General features: G+C 44.3%; 13 protein-coding genes. All 13 read left to right on the forward strand.

The features are described 5' to 3' along the window. The 13 genes from mobP3 (at nucleotide 1) to BUB11_RS05730 (ending at nucleotide 15,570) form a co-directional block, all read left to right on the forward strand. Nucleotides 1-1,227 (forward strand): MobP3 family relaxase, encoded by a 1,227-nt coding sequence (mobP3, locus tag BUB11_RS05670; RefSeq protein WP_073028489.1) that lies wholly within the window; start codon nucleotides 1-3, stop codon nucleotides 1,225-1,227. 1,081 nt (nucleotides 1,228-2,308) lie between these two features. Next, on the forward strand, nucleotides 2,309-3,685 hold the full coding sequence (locus tag BUB11_RS05680) for a TRM11 family methyltransferase (RefSeq protein WP_073028490.1): 1,377 nt from the start codon (nucleotides 2,309-2,311) through the stop codon (nucleotides 3,683-3,685). Next, on the forward strand, nucleotides 3,678-6,212 hold the full coding sequence (locus tag BUB11_RS05685; RefSeq protein WP_073028492.1) for a sensor histidine kinase: 2,535 nt from the start codon (nucleotides 3,678-3,680) through the stop codon (nucleotides 6,210-6,212). Before BUB11_RS05680 ends, BUB11_RS05685 begins: the two co-directional genes overlap by 8 nt. Before the next feature lie 21 nt (nucleotides 6,213-6,233). Then, nucleotides 6,234-7,961, forward strand: a complete 1,728-nt coding sequence (locus BUB11_RS05690; RefSeq protein ID WP_073028493.1) for a hypothetical protein — start codon at nucleotides 6,234-6,236, stop codon at nucleotides 7,959-7,961. Between the two features lie 174 nt (nucleotides 7,962-8,135). Next, complete coding sequence (locus BUB11_RS26860; RefSeq protein WP_143187552.1) at nucleotides 8,136-8,339, forward strand: hypothetical protein; 204 nt, start codon at nucleotides 8,136-8,138, stop codon at nucleotides 8,337-8,339. Then, nucleotides 8,332-9,036, forward strand: a complete 705-nt coding sequence (locus tag BUB11_RS05695) for a hypothetical protein (protein ID WP_073028494.1) — start codon at nucleotides 8,332-8,334, stop codon at nucleotides 9,034-9,036. Before BUB11_RS26860 ends, BUB11_RS05695 begins: the two co-directional genes overlap by 8 nt. Further along, complete coding sequence (locus BUB11_RS05700) at nucleotides 9,033-10,064, forward strand: hypothetical protein (RefSeq protein WP_073028495.1); 1,032 nt, start codon at nucleotides 9,033-9,035, stop codon at nucleotides 10,062-10,064. Before BUB11_RS05695 ends, BUB11_RS05700 begins: the two co-directional genes overlap by 4 nt. An 88-nt stretch (nucleotides 10,065-10,152) precedes the next feature. Further along, nucleotides 10,153-10,743: a hypothetical protein gene (locus BUB11_RS05705; RefSeq protein WP_073028496.1), complete on the forward strand. Its 591-nt coding sequence runs from the start codon at nucleotides 10,153-10,155 to the stop codon at nucleotides 10,741-10,743. A 50-nt stretch (nucleotides 10,744-10,793) separates the two neighbouring features. Beyond that, complete coding sequence (locus BUB11_RS05710; RefSeq protein WP_073028497.1) at nucleotides 10,794-11,501, forward strand: hypothetical protein; 708 nt, start codon at nucleotides 10,794-10,796, stop codon at nucleotides 11,499-11,501. 2 nt (nucleotides 11,502-11,503) lie between these two features. Beyond that, the gene (locus BUB11_RS27430; RefSeq protein WP_073028499.1) at nucleotides 11,504-12,337 is read left to right on the forward strand and encodes a hypothetical protein; all 834 of its coding nucleotides are present in this window, start codon (nucleotides 11,504-11,506) and stop codon (nucleotides 12,335-12,337) included. Between the two features lie 40 nt (nucleotides 12,338-12,377). Next, nucleotides 12,378-12,482: a DUF3789 domain-containing protein gene (locus BUB11_RS29030; RefSeq protein WP_073028501.1), complete on the forward strand. Its 105-nt coding sequence runs from the start codon at nucleotides 12,378-12,380 to the stop codon at nucleotides 12,480-12,482. Next, nucleotides 12,479-13,501: a DUF7768 domain-containing protein gene (locus BUB11_RS05725; RefSeq protein WP_073028503.1), complete on the forward strand. Its 1,023-nt coding sequence runs from the start codon at nucleotides 12,479-12,481 to the stop codon at nucleotides 13,499-13,501. The genes BUB11_RS29030 and BUB11_RS05725 overlap by 4 nt, the downstream gene beginning before the upstream one ends. Further along, nucleotides 13,498-15,570 carry a VirD4-like conjugal transfer protein, CD1115 family gene (locus BUB11_RS05730; protein WP_084110170.1) on the forward strand — a complete coding sequence of 691 codons (2,073 nt, stop codon included), beginning with the start codon at nucleotides 13,498-13,500 and terminating at the stop codon, nucleotides 15,568-15,570. The genes BUB11_RS05725 and BUB11_RS05730 overlap by 4 nt, the downstream gene beginning before the upstream one ends. Nucleotides 15,571-15,592: the final 22 nt, after the last annotated feature.

The following is a 15,592-nucleotide window of genomic DNA, read 5'->3' on the forward strand; positions in this document are numbered from 1 at the left end:
ATGTCTGTCTTACTATATAAACAACGATTCAGGCAGCCAAACTACAAGGATACACCTGCTTGCAATTATGCCCATGTGCGCTACATCGCACGGCGGCGGGGTGTATTGAAAAACGAGGGTATGACCCATGGGCTTTTCGGCAAGCTGGAACCGGGTGAAATGAAGCAGTTTGAAACATGGAAAGAAGTCGCCAGCCATATCTATTATCTTTCCAAAGAGGGCAAAAACATCTACCGATCTATCATTTCCTTTGAACGAACCAAGGCGCGAGAGCTTGACCTGATCCGGCAAAAGGACTGGCGGCGGTATATAGAGGCTCATATCGCTACCCTTGCGCAGCAGAACGGCATTAAAATCCAGGACCTGGGCTTTGCCTGCTCCGTCCATGACGAACGGCACCATCCCCATCTGCATGTGGTCTTTTGGGATAAAAATCAGAAAGTAGCCAAGAACTTTGTCCATCGCTCCGTTCCCAATGCCATCCGTGTACAGCTTATTAAAGACACCTTCGCTACCCGTATCCGGGAATATTACGCGGAAAAGGATGCTGCCCGCGCCGCCGTCAGGGATATTACCGACAAGGAAGTAGCGGAGTTTGAGCAGTATATCAAAGAGGCCCGTCCCAAGGACTATGAGCGGATCAAAGACTGGTTTGAAACCTTTAATGAGGACGCTATCTATGCCGACCCCGTTTACAGCGTTTTCAACGATAAGTCGATGCTGCCCTTAGTGAAAACACTGTTTGAAATCAAGGACATGATACCGCAGGACGGCCGAATCACTTATAAACTGCTGCCCGAGGAAGTTAAGGCTAAGATCGACGAGCTGGTTATTGCTCTATTGAAAAACAACGCGGGCCTGCGCCGGGCAGTCAACCGTTATGTGGAAAGCAAGCTAAACCTTGCAAAGCTCTATGGCAACGATAGAAAGTATCTGTCCGGCAAACGTAAGGAGTTTCAAAAGGAAACCGAACGGCTTATTGCCAACCGGATCACCCGCACAGTAAAGGCCCTTTGCCAAAAGGAACGGGATATTCGCTACTCCGAGGAGGAACGACATTATTACACCGAGCAGCTAGTTATTGAATTGCTGGAAATGTTCTCCCGGCTTTCCTATTGTAACGACCGGCGTTTCGAGTATGGGCAAAAGGCTATGAGCACGGAGCTGTCCAAGCTGGCGCGAAAGGAGCTTTATCTGCAAATGAAGGATAAAGGGATCGAGCCGTAATCGTATCCTCAGAAACTACTCCGGTAATACTTAAATAGTGATGATGTAAACAAGTTTCAATACATGATAAAAAATAATGAAAACTAAGAATTGAATTGCTAATTATTTATATTGTACGAGATTATACGAGATGCCCAATGATAGATTTTCTTAATAGAATTAGAGAACCGGTTTCTATTTCCTCTTCAAAAAAATATTCTATTCACTTTCTTTTGCCTTTGGTTTCTGGTATTTTGATATTAAAAATTTCTTAGATTCTTAGAGTTAATTTTATGGATTGATTCGATATTCTTTATATCAATCCCCAAAGCAAATAATTAAAGGTATCGTATTCGGAATACTGGCCTTTTTTCTCACGACACCCCTTAATCCATTTTGGTAAATATTGTAATTTACGCCAAGCTAATAATGCGAGATCCAATGAACATAGTTTGTTTGGCAATAATCTAAAAGAATAGGTGCGCATATGATCAATTTCTATTTCGACGAATACAAGCCGCAAACCGCGCCAAGTACGAAATCCGAATCAACCTTGAGAGTGGCATCACAATTCCAAAATACCACGCGCAAGGCAAAGTTCGGGCAAAATCATTACTTTCGGTATTTATCCGCAGACGGCGGATGGTGCGGACAGAACGCCGATATCCATCACGAATCAATAGAAAAGATACCTTGGTCGTGATATAAGCATTAAGAATAGATCATCAAGAGAGTGTTGCTTATATTCTGTTGACTTATTGTCTGAATTAAATATAATTACCTTGGGTGATCAGATGAGTTTACTGCAAGTGTTTTCTGCTAACTTACCCCGTTACAGACATGAAACGGGATTGTCTCAAGCGGAGTTTGCCGATTTAGCCTGGTTAACATCGAACGTATATCAGCGCTCTTGAACGTGGAAAGCGAAGTATCACCATTGTTAATGTTGAGAAAGTTGTGACGTCGCTTAACATTGATGCTTATTTATTATTTATTAATCCAAGCATTGTATCAATAAATAATTCAACAAGTGAATTTGTTTAACTTCACATGAAGGCATATAGGTAATTAGCTATATGCCTGGATGAGGATTGAGGTAAAAATGAGCAATATTAAACTAGCAGAAAAATTTAATAACCTCACCTTAGAGTCGGAAGACCACTGGGATTATCGCGGCACAAATAATAGTGAACGCGATTATGTTCATGGATTTTGTACGTATCCTGCAATGATGGTTCCCAAAATGCAACGTGAAATGCTTCAAGTTTGTCTTGCAGAGATGTCAATACCACACCCTCAATTGCTAGATCCCTTTGCCGGTTCTGGAACCATCCTTGTTGAAGGTATGCTACAAGGTCTGGATGTTGTTGGCATTGATATTAATCCCCTTGCGGTTCTGTTGTGCAAAGTTAAAACAACCCTTATTAATGTAAAAATGCTTGAACAGCATGCTGCGCAACTTATAACTAACATTGAGCAAGTGAACAATGTTACATATCACCAATTCAAAGGAATAGAAAAATGGTTTACGGCGCAAGCAATATGTGACCTAAGTAAAATAAGAACCGCCATCACGAAAGATGAGAACCTTGAAATTCGACGATTTTTCTGGGCAGCATTTTGTGAAGTTGTGAGAATGGTATCCAATTCTCGTGATTGCACTTACAAGCTACACATAAAAGATGCAGAAGATATCAATACATATAATAAAGATGCGATATCGCTTTTCAAGGAAACGCTGACTTTTAATTCTATTAAACATAACGAGTTTTATAGTGTTCTTAAGCGACGCGGGTATATTAGGAGAGACGGAGTTTCGTATAAAGGCTCTGTAAAAATCATACTTGGCGATTGCATCGCTTATCTGCAGCACACAAAGAAAAAGTTTGATCTTATCTTTACCTCACCGCCGTATGGTGATAACCACACAACTGTGTCGTATGGTCAGTATTCGGTTATCCCTCTGAGATGGATAAACAGTAATGATATTGATGAATCAATAGATGAAAAGCTTCTTAATACTCTATATGAAATCGACAATATTTCCTTAGGCGGAATGAGTTCTAACAAGTATGTTACCCGTAACAAAAAGAATATTGTTAAAAAGTCTGAAACATTAAAAGAACAGATTAATACAATTACTGAGATTGCACCAAAACAAGTCAATAAATTGATTTCGTTTTACAGTGACTTTGATAGATTCCTAGCTACTATATCAAAGAAGATGAAGCCTGCTTCTGTATCAGTTTGGACACTTGGAAATCGCAAAGTAGCAAAGCAAGAAATCTATATGAATAAAATAATGGTTGAATTAGGATTACGTTATAATCTCTCGCTTTTAACCAATTTTACAAGAAAGATTCTTAATAAGCGAATGCCAAAGATTAATGCATATACCGGTGACGAAAAAGACATACAAGGCACTATGACAAGAGAGCATATATTGATTTTTAAAAGGAGTGATATTGCCGATGAGTGAACAATTGACGCTATTTGACCGCGAGTCAGACTATCTTGAATCTGACATTAATGGTTTTGATAAGAAATCAGCATCATTTCGTGTTCATGCCTCTCTTATCTATAAACTTGGTGAGTCACTTATTGCTGACGAGGTTACTGCTTTATCTGAACTTATTAAGAATGCATATGATGCCGATGCAACGATTTGCATGTTGTCGATCGATTCTAATTATACAGAAACCATTGCGGAAACAGTTTGTAAAGGGTTGATTGAGCTTTCAGATAATGGTTGTGGAATGGATTTATCTACTATTATAAACGGCTGGCTCACGCTTTCTAATTCTCCTAAGAAAAAAATGAAGAAGGAAGAAAGGACGACCCCCAAATATCATCGTTATCCTCTGGGAGATAAAGGCCTAGGCCGTCTTTCGGTTCAAAAGCTTGGCAGAAATATGAAGATGATTACCAAATTAGCGACCTCAAAGATTGAGTACACTGTTACTATTCCTTGGGGCGATTTTCTTAAGAATACTACGATTGATCAGATCCCTGTCAAGATTGAAGAAACAGAAATTGACAATGAAAAATCATACACAAAAATTATAATTAAAGATCTTATTGATGATGAGCGGTGGGCAAGCCAGACGCAAATTGACATTTTGACAAACAGCATAAGCAAAATTGTATCGCCTTTTAGAAGTAAAGAAAACACCTTTAAAGTTGTTGCAAAAGTCAACGGGCAAGAAATTGAGACTATCGGCAAAATATTTGATGAACTTCTTGCCTCGGCGCGTGCAAAACATACAATAAAATATTCCTGTGGAAAAGCAGAAGTTATAACAGAATATAAAAGGTCATTTTTCTATAATAGAGAAATCCTGCAAAAGATTGTATCAGGTGAATTTACACTTAGCGAGACGGCAATCAATGATTTTTTACGGATAAATCAAAAGTCTCTGTCAAATGTATTTCCTAGATTCGACTATGGAAATATACTTGCTTCAGAGGATGAATGCCTATTTGAAGATATTCAACTCTTACAAAAAACCTCAGGCGATTCTTTACGAACAAGTGACCCCGGCGAATTCGAATGCGAAATATATGAATATTCATTAGATCAAAAATATCTGGATTATCTTTACGAAAACATTAGCTATGATAGACTAATTGACCGTGATGAATATCGCAATTTTATCAAACGTTTTTATGGGATTAAAGTAGTACGCGACGGTTTCGTCGTCCAGGGCTTTGGGGAAGGAGAAGGTGGCGACTGGCTAGGTTTATCTTCCTCGTCGAAAACTACTGGCTATTTTTTTGATTTACGAAATGATAGCATAATTGGATGCGTTTATCTCACCGGAAATTGCAATGCAGTATTGAAAGAAACTACTAACCGAGAAGGGTTTGTTGAGGATGAATATTATCATGCATTTTATAAAATCCTTGATGATTCTATTAAGAGAATAAACCGAAATCGCAAAAAACTTAATGATGCAATGAAAGCCTATGTTGTAGAAGCCATATCTCTATCCAGTGATATAGGAGATAACGTTTTAACTTTTAAGCCTACAATAATCAAAATACGTGAAGAAATGGCAAGCACAACTCCGTTAATATCGGAGGGACACAAGCATATTGCTTCTGCATTAGATAATTATAGTGTTGCCAAAAGAATAATTGATTCTTCGCCGTTTGTACCTTCCGAAGTGACTAAAAGTCTGGATAATTTATATCAGAATATAGCTGATGTTTCCGGCGATTATAAACGCATACAACAAGAGCGGGACTCTCTTAACAAAAAACTCGATGCGATAAACTATGATTTTGAAAAGATTAATGAAAGACTTCAGGACTTATTTGAATTAGCTGGACTTGGAATTTCCGTGGAACTATTTGCACATGAGTTTGATTCTTCAATCAGAAGCGTAAAAGCTAAGAACCAACAAGTCATTGACTCGAAATCTACGCAGTCAATTGATGACCTTATCAAGCATATAAATTATGTTACGTATTCCCTAGATGCTTTAAGAAAGCAAATGTCATATTTCAATCCTGGACTTAAGTTTGTAAGAGCCGAGAAACAGGTCTTTAATATCAGCGACTTCTTAGAGTCTCATAGATCTTTTTATAAGGAAAGATGCGAAAAAAAGAATATAGATTTTAATGTTAATGTGCTTAGAGATTTCAAAGTGCGTATTAATCGTGGAATGTTAAACCAGGCATTTGATAATTTATTTAGCAATTCAGAATACTGGCTAGACTTTTCAGCACGCAAAGATCTGATTAAAGACAAAAAGTATACTATTGAAGTTTTAGAGCGTGGCATTATTGTAGTGTGGGATAATGGTATCGGCGTAAGCAAAGATATTGAAACACGGTTATTTGAGCCATTTGAAAGCAAAAAAACCGATGGACGTGGATTAGGGTTGTATATCGCTGCCAGTAACCTTAAATACAATTCTGCTAGGATTAGATTGCTGGGAGAAAGAAATCAGGAAAGGAATCTGTATAAGTTTGAGATTGATCTCTCACAGTTAATGCAGTAAAGCGCAGGTGGAAATAGAGATATGATTGAAACGCTGTTTGATATGCATAATATTAAATATGTTATTAGTGTTGACGATTGCTATTTTGCGCCAAAATATGACGAGGTAAGAGCAAAAGTATATAGTGAGATGTGTTGTTCCATTGACCCATTTAGAGGATATCTCACTGAAGTCGGAAAATCATCTCATATAAACGAAATTGATGAATTCACAGACCTTGGTACGGATACATCTGCCCTTATTGCTGAGCTTATTGAAGTTCTTTCTGAGAATGAGTTGAAACAATGTTTTTGTGAAGTTGAAAAGACAGATGAAATCTACTCAGTTGAGCAGAAGGCTATTCTCGCTTTTTTAGATGATATAAAGGCTCAAGGGTATATTGAGCAATACGTGACACTATCGACGGTAAGTGAAGCGGCTGCATTTGATTGTGAAAAGGTGGGTATTAATAATGGCTCAATATTATGGTTGTTGGACAGAAATTTTGAAAGAGTTGGAGAGTCGGCAAATGCTGGCATTGAGCTTGCGAAGACTTTAACTCAACGCCATAATGGGCATGACAATTATGTTTATATTTTATCTGCTGTAAAACCGGACTCCGAATTGAATGAAGATGAAATAGAGGCCGAATTTGACGAATTTCTTTCAGCCGAGTGTGACATTAAAACATCATCATTTTTCTATTATATTAATAAGCAACGTATTCTATCAAATAGAAAAGATAGAATTGCAAAAAGCCTAGCACAAGGATTTAAACGGAAAGCGAGTTATGAACTGTTTAAAGCTTATGAAGAATGCCTGAGTGCCAGTATAGAATCAGCAACAGGAAAAATCTTTGGGATCAGGCAGAAAACTTTAGATTACCTACTTAATGAAAAAGTCGAGAGCAAAGGTGAGTCATGTATAAATTTTATGGCAAGGCTTGTACAGATATTGCAAACGGAAGAATATAACAAAGCAATTGCTGTTAGACACGATACTCTTGTTGAGAAAATGAATTATTATGAGGAACTATGTAATGGAATAAAAAGCCCTGTTGGAAACGCAACTGAAATGACACCGATATTAAAAGAACTTCGCGATATAGAAATATATAACCAACATATTAATTCACAGTACCTTGAACTATCAACAGGAGATATTTTTCTTTACAATTCTTCGTATTACTTATTAGTATCTCAAGCCTGTGACACATATTTGCGATTAGAGGGCTGTAGGAAATTAATGAATGCGACTCTTTTAGAAATTATATCAGAGGGTAAATCTGAATTTAATTATCCCCTGTCATGTTTTAGAGATCTAAAAAAACCAATGGTCATGTATCAAAACCAGATTAGCATTCCATTTGATGTTTTGGATTTGTGCGTCACCAACCAAAATGGACAAGCTTACATTGATATAGCATATTTTCAAAACATAGAGGATGTTAAACTAAAGAATCATTCTAAGAATTTTAACAGGAGATTACAGATAATCTGTGCACACTTAAAGGCGATAAATGAAAGTAAATTAACCATTGAGCGTCTTATCTGTAAAGATCCCGAGATTTCAGACGAGGCTGCAAAAGCTGCATATGAAACACTTCTTAACGAAGATTCTTTCTTGAAAAATCAGACAGTTAGTGATAATAAGCTATGTTTTCCCGTACAACGAATATGTAGGTTAAATGAATTGACAACCATAGATATCGTTAAAGAGTACGGGATCGTTTTGTCTCGAATAGGTCATCCCTTTGATTTTCTTAAATAGATTCATTATTTAATCAACATATAGTCTTCCCATTATTCATATAATAAATAGTTTAATTAGAACGGCCCATTATGAGCATAGTGGAACTTGGCTAAGGCATTGAGAAATCAGCTCCTTCTTTCAAGCTAAAAACCAGAAATGTTTGCACCATCTTTAACCGGATGGTGTTTTTTTGTGCCCAAAAACAAGAAAGGACGTGACATCATGTATTTTTTTCATGGCAAACTCGGCCTTTACGAACGCCTGATGACCCAAAAGCCCGGCTTTAACCGCAGAGCCGGTAAGAGCGGCAAGAACGGCTCACAGAAAAAGCCCTCTTCCCCAAAGCAGGATACGATTCAAAAACCTCAAGAAAATGAGGATAAAAACAATGCATGAAATGTTAAAGCGGCTTATGCTGGTGGAACTGCGTAAGCAAGGCTACCACCGCGCCCAATATGACACGGAAAAGGACGCCGTGCTGCCCTCTCCTGATTTTCCTGAAATCCTGATGAAAGAACATGAAATCTGGCGGCCCCGTGAAAAACCCGATCCGCCATTTGTTCTCGGAGAACTATGGCAAAGCGCTAAGGAAAAGGCGGAAATCGAAAGGAAGTTAGTTTATCGCACTTTCCTTCCCATCCTGAATAAAGCGACGGAAATGGCGGCCGCCTGGGAGAATGCCAAACCCATGCCGATCCGCGCTGTATCCGAATTTCGCCTTTTATCCGAGTACAACAACATCGTGTTGGCAGCCAGGGATGACGGCGACCATGGCCTGCACTTTACCACCTGGCAATACGACTATAACCGCAAGAGCGTTGGGCGAGGACACTATACCACCAATTATGAGGAAGCTAAAAAGGATTTTGCCACTCGGTCCGGCCTGATACAAGAGAAAATCCTCTTCCAGCCGGAGCAGCTTAAACAAATCTACTCGGCGCTTCTCTTTCAAGGGAAAAACGACGACGAATTAACCTATGATACCGAAAAAGGGCTGCACGCCGTCATTGAAAAGCTAGAAACCATCTGCCCCGACCTGAAAGAGCTACAGGCCCAACAGAATCGGGAAGCCGAATTGGAGGTGGAATTGTGAAAGCGTTTATCGGCGTGGACATCCAGGAATGCCTCCGCCGCGTCGTCGAGGAAAATACCCTGTACCACAAAGCGGATTTTGAATACGACATCGGTGACCTGAAAAACGCGATATCCGTCCTTGCCTCCAAGAACTTCCTCTGGATGTCGCGGGAAAGCGGCACTTATTGCTTCCCAGAGCGGGATGTTTATCTCACACCTTCCTATGCCAACAATACCTGGCTATATTACCGGGGCCATCCCGAAGAAATCAAATCCTTTTATGTCGAGGTGGACGACTTTAAAGACGGCAGAGTTTTAGGCAGCCTCGTGGCGCTGGATTACCTAAGCCATTGTGCGCAGGTGCAGGAAACCATGCAACCCGTACATTTCGCCAAGGTCACGTTTAAAGACGGAGTCAGGCGAACCTTCGAGATCAGCGAGTTTGAGAAAAACCGGGATTCCCTCCGTCAAAACTACGGCCCCTATACCTATGAATATGACAGCTCATCGGACCTGGATTCCCTAATGTACCACATCCGCAGCCAACGCAAAAATAACCTCGAACCTTACGACTTCGACCGGTACATGGAGGAAATACGGTTGGAGCGTTTTGCGCGGTTCGGCTATCACGGGAGCGATTTTGTCCGGCTTTCCCCCTACGACGCCCAAAAATGCCACGCAGCGGGCTTACCGGTCTTTCTTTTTCCCAAGGATGAACCCCACCGCGAGCTACGGGATGGAGAATTGAGAAGCCTGCGCTACAAGAGCGGCCACCTGCTGGCTATCCGGCAGCAAGATAAGCCGATTTGGGACTACCTCAACCCTGAACTGCCAAAAATCGCGTCGCTGTTTACGCCGAAAGAGCTTTCCCGTTTGTATTGGTGCGTTTCCAACACCGGGAAAAACAATGACGCCACGCTGGAAGAAAACAGGAACCTTCAGGAGCTGCTTGCGAAACTGAACATTATCATCGGAGCCGGAGAAAAGGAGGCCCCTGCACTGGAGCTAGAACTGGAGCTGGAGCAGGAACAAGGACAGGAGCCGTAACCATGATGGGACGCGACAAGAAATGCGAACGGTTTCCTGTTACCTCCGCACAAGGAACAGGGTTTTGCCTAATACGGGAGGTGATGAGATGGCCAGGAAGAAACAGCAGGAGGACTATGAACAACGGCTCCGGGATTCCTTTGCGCATTGGCAGCACCTTCATGAGTATGGCGGCCAAGACCCTTCCTGGCCAGACGGTACAAACCTCAACCTTATACGCAACCACATCTATTACTACAAGCACAAAATCGTAGAAACCATGGCTCCCGGGACGTATCCTGAAATCTATTACCGGGCGGTGCCGCCCGAGGTAGCCAACGACTATATGGCAAGGTCGAACGAAATCAGGGAAACGGCCAAGGCTTCTCTCGTTTTATATCTGTCCGATGAAAACTATCAGTATTTGTCCAAACGGATCGACAGCCTTGATCCCCAACAAGCAAAAAAACTTTGTGTTGGAAATATCCTTAACTACGCGGCGGGGCTTGCGACAGCCATTAAAAAGGATGATCTTGTGACAATGCGCCGCCACCGGAATCCCGGCTCCTATCTTGCGGCTTTCGTCTCCTGCGCGGAAAAGGTCAAAAATCTAAAACCACCGGAAAATGAACAGCTCAATCTGTTTTATTCCACTGATGACAAGGAACAGGACATGGACGATGAGGAATGGGAAATGTAGCAATATCCCGGTTCATTTTCCCCCAAATCTCCTCCAGAAAGGAGCGTCCCATGAAATCAAAAAATGAGTTTTATAAAGCCTTTTTTGAGGCCCTGAACAAGCTGGGCTATGATATCAAAAAATCAACGTCGGCAGATTACTACGCCGACATTTATAAAAACGGGCAAATCGTGGCCTTTTACCTGCCCAACGACACCCTTGAAAAGAACCCCTTTATCCTGGTCACGGACCAAACCATGGACGAAATCAATGACCTGGCGCGCCGGACCGCCCTGCGCTGCGGCATTTGCACTGAAAAACCCTACAGCGAGCAAAATCAAAAGCTGCCGGGCGGGGCCTATCTGCTCAGTCAATACGGCGATGTGGTGCTGGCCTGCAAATATCACCCGCTGTTCGACTATGTGTTCCGCACTTACCGCCTATCCCCGGAAAACAGTAAACCTATGCAGGTACAGCATTATTACAATAAGGCGGCGGCCATGGAGGAATACGCTGTGCGCGCCGGCCTGATAGACGCCCGCAAGCTGTTCAGCGAAACAGAATTGACCTTGATTCATGACCAGCTCGTCCGGTTTCAAATCAGCCCCAACAATGACAAGACTATCGAGGAATTTCAAACAGTTTGCCAAGCCATCGACCGCATCGAGGAAATCCTGCCCGAGCTGAAGGAGCGGGAAATCACGCTGGACTTTGAGCAGGAATTTGGTCAGGACCTGGACCTGGTCCGGCAAAACGACGAATTGGAGCTAGGAGGATAAGTATGGACGACAGGCCAAATACCTCTATCTGGGGAACCATTCTAAGCTGTGCGGAGATTGCCCTGTGTGTCTATCAGGTTGTAGCCGTTAAGGGCGAAGGTTTGATGATCCCCAGCAATAAGGCCGGGGAACTGCTGGGCGACAAAGCGCTTTTTCAGGGAAGAGCCAAGAACGGCTTCATCCACTATGATAAGGACAGTCCCGGAGAAATGGCGGCAGCTTATGAGCTTGTCAAAAACGGTCATATCACCGCTCCCGAGATCATAGAGCAATACGGAACACCGGAGGATATTGAGGCGGACGGCAGGTTTCTGAATCCTGAATACTTCGGCGGGCTGCCCGAACCCGCAGAAACGCCCTGGGGTACGCTGAAAACCCAAACACCGCTTGACAACGGTGTTTTTTTATTGTCCGCAGACAGCCGTACCGGTATCGCTATCCATAAAACGGTGTCCGAATACTGCATGAGCGATTATTCCCGCGCCGAAAACTGCTGGGAGAAAGGAGACTTCTACTTTTACGACCTCAACCAGGGCGCGGCCATTGCGGTGTTCGAGCTTTCGGCAAGCCATCCCCCAGTGCTTGACCTGATAACAAGCTGGGAAAGCCTGATGCACACTCTGGCAACCGAGTTTCCTGACTACACGAACTACTGGAATTCACAGGCCAGTCCCGACACACTGATTTACTATGTACCCGCCCCTTCCTTCATGTTCCTGCAGCAGCACTTGGATGAGGCGGTTAAAAATCCCCTCCTGGAGACAACGCCGGAAGATCAGGAAACAGACAACTTCTTTGAGCGGGCCGACCCTTTTGACGACCCCGAAATTGAATAACCTCTTCTCTCCCCTTCCTCGAAATACCGGTAAAGGAGCGATGAACCTCTTGGGAACGTTTCTCTTAGGCACATTAGCAGGCGGCTTTTTAGGCGTTATGGTGATGTGCCTCTTGCAAATAAGCAGAAAGGACGGTGAAACATGAAGCTGATCTATATTTGTTCTCCCCTTCGGGGGGATATGGAGGCCAACCTTAAACGGGCCTCACAGTATTGCGCTTATGCGGCAAGCTGCGGCGTAATCCCTATCGCGCCCCATGTAGCCTGGAACGGCGTATTTGACGATACCATCCCGGCGAAACGGGAGGCTGCCCTCCGGCTGGGCCTTGAACTCCTGAAACGCTGCGACGAGGTTTGGGTGATGGGGAACGAGATTACACAGGGTATGCAGGGCGAGATTGACGAAGCCGCAAGACTCCATCGAGCAACGGTCTATGTTTTGGACGAACAGGTTGAGCAAGATCTAAAGATCCGGCAGGAGCATACGCCGCTTGCTCTGGAGGACTGTATCCTCGACAGCAACCGTCAGGACTACGAAGGCAAAACTTTGGTGCTGGATGCTCAGTGTCTGATAACCAACTGCCGCAAAAGCGAAAATTCCCTGTGGGTGGCTTACAACGGTTTCGGCTGCACCTACGGTGCCCGCGGTCAGGCGGTCTACGCCAAAAGCCTCTTTGACGGACACGAAGCGCACTGGGAACGCGCCGATTTTTTAGGGATTGTCAAACCGGAGAGCCTTGAAAAATGGTTGAGGCAAAACCCTATCCGCCATGAAATGGCCTATGAGGTTGCGCAAGAGGCAAAACAAGAACATTCCCTTGAGCCCTCTGCCAAAGGGGATTTAGGCTGGCCCTACGTCAACGGCTACTGCCATGGTGAAAACACAAGGCTGGTGCCTACGGCTGAAAACCTTGCCGCCTATATCGCAACCAAGGGCTTAGAGGGAGATCTTACCATCACGAACCCACTGGACCAGCCTTTCCTTACAACCTATGGAACCTTTATTGACCGCTGCAGTGATTTTGCTTTCCTTGAACAGCAATTAAAGCCTGTCCTCATTCCTCTGCAAACGGGCGAAATTGAACCGCCCCCCATTCAGGAATATTCAGGCCCCTATGAACTGGCGGATGACGAGGAGGAATTAGACGGTGAGCTGGAGCCATGAAAACGCGGGAAAAAATCATAATCTGCTCTATCCTGTTTGTGGTGGGCGGCGTGGTGAACATTTTTTTCTCAACTGCTCTCCATCTAATCTTGTCCCGCCAAGGCACTGTGCTCCGACTGGCTCCCTTGGACGAATGTCTGTCCAGCCTGGCCGGGAGCCGTCAGCATTTTTTCCTGTTCTTGTGTTTGCAGGGGTTTATCACCATTCTCTCCCTCCTGTTCTTTTTAACAAACCTGCGGCCTTACCAGAGCGACCTTCTCCAGGTTACGCCGGATATCGCCACGCCGGTTGCTGTCGGTCAGCATCAACATGGCTCCTCCCGCTGGCTGACCGAGAAGGAAAAGAACAACACCTTGGAACGTTACACGCTGAACCTTAACAATAGCGCCCTACGTTATTTGCTAGAGCATGGTGCTGACGACCTGGCAAACAATGCTCAGGAAGTAAAAGAGAACGCGGCAGGTCCGCCGCCAGGGGAACCCCGCGAAGATAACGGGAAAAGCCTGGAATCGGAACAATCCGAATCTCCGGCTTTTTGCCTAAAACGCGGCGGCGTAGTGCTGGGAATGAAAAAGGAGGCTGATACGGAGCAGATTTACTATGTTGGCGACGACACCCATACCCTCACCATCGGAGCGACGCGCTCCGGCAAGACCCGTTCCGTGGTGCTGCAATCCATCGGCACCCTTGCCCTCTCTGGAGAAAGCATGATTATCAGCGATCCCAAAGCGGAATTGTACCACTATTCCGCCTCCCTCCTCCGGCGCTTAGGTTATGAAGTGGTGGCGGTGGATTTCAAAAATCCTGAGAAAAGCCAGCACTACAACCTTTTGCAGCCGATTATCGACGCGGCGAAGGCCGGGAACATGGAGCGGGCCGAAATGCTGGCCTGGGATATGACCAATATCCTTGTGGGTAAGGAAACGGGCAATTCAGAGAAGATCTGGCACAACGGCGAAATGTCCGTTATCGCCGCCACCATCCTTTGTGTCGTCGTAGACAACATCAAGCGGTACGACTATCAGAATTTAACAAATGTGTACTGGTTTATGGCCGAAATGTGCAAAACCATCGCCGGAAAAATGCCGCTGCTGGAGTACGTAAAAAAGCTGCCCCAATCCCATCCGGCCCGGGCACTGCTTTCGATCAGCGACGTAGCCCCTACCCGGACACGAGGCTCCTTCTATACATCGGCCCTGACTACCCTGCGCCTGTTCACATCGAAAAGCATCAACGCCATCACCCATAAGAGCGACTTTTCCTTAACCGACGTGGGCAGCAAAAAGCAGGCGCTTTTCCTTATCCTGCCCGATGAAAAAACTACGTTTTACCCTATCGCCTCTCTGATTGTCTCCCAGCAGTATGAACTGCTGGCCAATATGGCGGACAAACGGGGCGGCCGGCTGGAGCGCCGGGTGAATTACATGCTTGAAGAATTCGGCAACTTTACCCCCATCACAGATATCACGACCAAACTGACCGTCGCGGCTGGACGCGGCATCCGCTTTAACCTCTATTTACAGAGCTTTGAACAACTAAAGGAAAAGTACGACGAGCACGTAGCCAATACCATTAAGTCCAACTGCCAGACCTGGATTTACTTGCAGGCCGATGACAAGGAAACCTTGCAGGAAATCAGCGAAAAGCTGGGCTCCTACACGACATCCAGCTACCAGCTTTCCGCTTCCCATGCCAAATACTCCACGCCCAGCTCATCCCAATCGGTGAGCTTAATTGAGCGCAAGCTGCTTACCCCGGACGAAGTGCGCCGAGTCAGCCGCCCTTATCAGATCGTAACCTCCCGCACCTATCCTGCCATGATGTTTTCTCCCGACCTGTCGCAATGGTACTTCAACCAAATGATGGGCATGGGTGATATGGAGCACAACCGGAAGCTGCGGGAAAAACGAGAAGACGCCCGGCCCGTACTGTCGGACATCTCGAAGGACGTGCTGTTATGGAATATTTGGGTGTACTACCAGAAAGACGTTGCCCGCATGGCTGCCGAACAAAAGAAACAAGCCATGGGGCCGGGCAGCTTCATGGCTGGGGAAGCGGATTTTGATTAACTGTATCGGAGGTATAAAAATG

The organism is Desulfosporosinus lacus DSM 15449 (assembly GCF_900129935.1).
GTDB lineage: Bacteria > Bacillota > Desulfitobacteriia > Desulfitobacteriales > Desulfitobacteriaceae > Desulfosporosinus > Desulfosporosinus lacus.

Coding starts and splice junctions, on each gene's coding strand:
- mobP3 (WP_073028489.1), top strand. CDS start 1: ATGTCTGTCTTACTATATAAACAACGATTCAGGCAGCCAAACTACAAG.
- BUB11_RS05680 (WP_073028490.1), top strand. CDS start 2,309: ATGAGCAATATTAAACTAGCAGAAAAATTTAATAACCTCACCTTAGAG.
- BUB11_RS05685 (WP_073028492.1), top strand. CDS start 3,678: ATGAGTGAACAATTGACGCTATTTGACCGCGAGTCAGACTATCTTGAA.
- BUB11_RS05690 (WP_073028493.1), top strand. CDS start 6,234: ATGATTGAAACGCTGTTTGATATGCATAATATTAAATATGTTATTAGT.
- BUB11_RS05695 (WP_073028494.1), top strand. CDS start 8,332: ATGCATGAAATGTTAAAGCGGCTTATGCTGGTGGAACTGCGTAAGCAA.
- BUB11_RS05705 (WP_073028496.1), top strand. CDS start 10,153: ATGGCCAGGAAGAAACAGCAGGAGGACTATGAACAACGGCTCCGGGAT.
- BUB11_RS05710 (WP_073028497.1), top strand. CDS start 10,794: ATGAAATCAAAAAATGAGTTTTATAAAGCCTTTTTTGAGGCCCTGAAC.
- BUB11_RS27430 (WP_073028499.1), top strand. CDS start 11,504: ATGGACGACAGGCCAAATACCTCTATCTGGGGAACCATTCTAAGCTGT.
- BUB11_RS29030 (WP_073028501.1), top strand. CDS start 12,378: ATGAACCTCTTGGGAACGTTTCTCTTAGGCACATTAGCAGGCGGCTTT.
- BUB11_RS05725 (WP_073028503.1), top strand. CDS start 12,479: ATGAAGCTGATCTATATTTGTTCTCCCCTTCGGGGGGATATGGAGGCC.
- BUB11_RS05730 (WP_084110170.1), top strand. CDS start 13,498: ATGAAAACGCGGGAAAAAATCATAATCTGCTCTATCCTGTTTGTGGTG.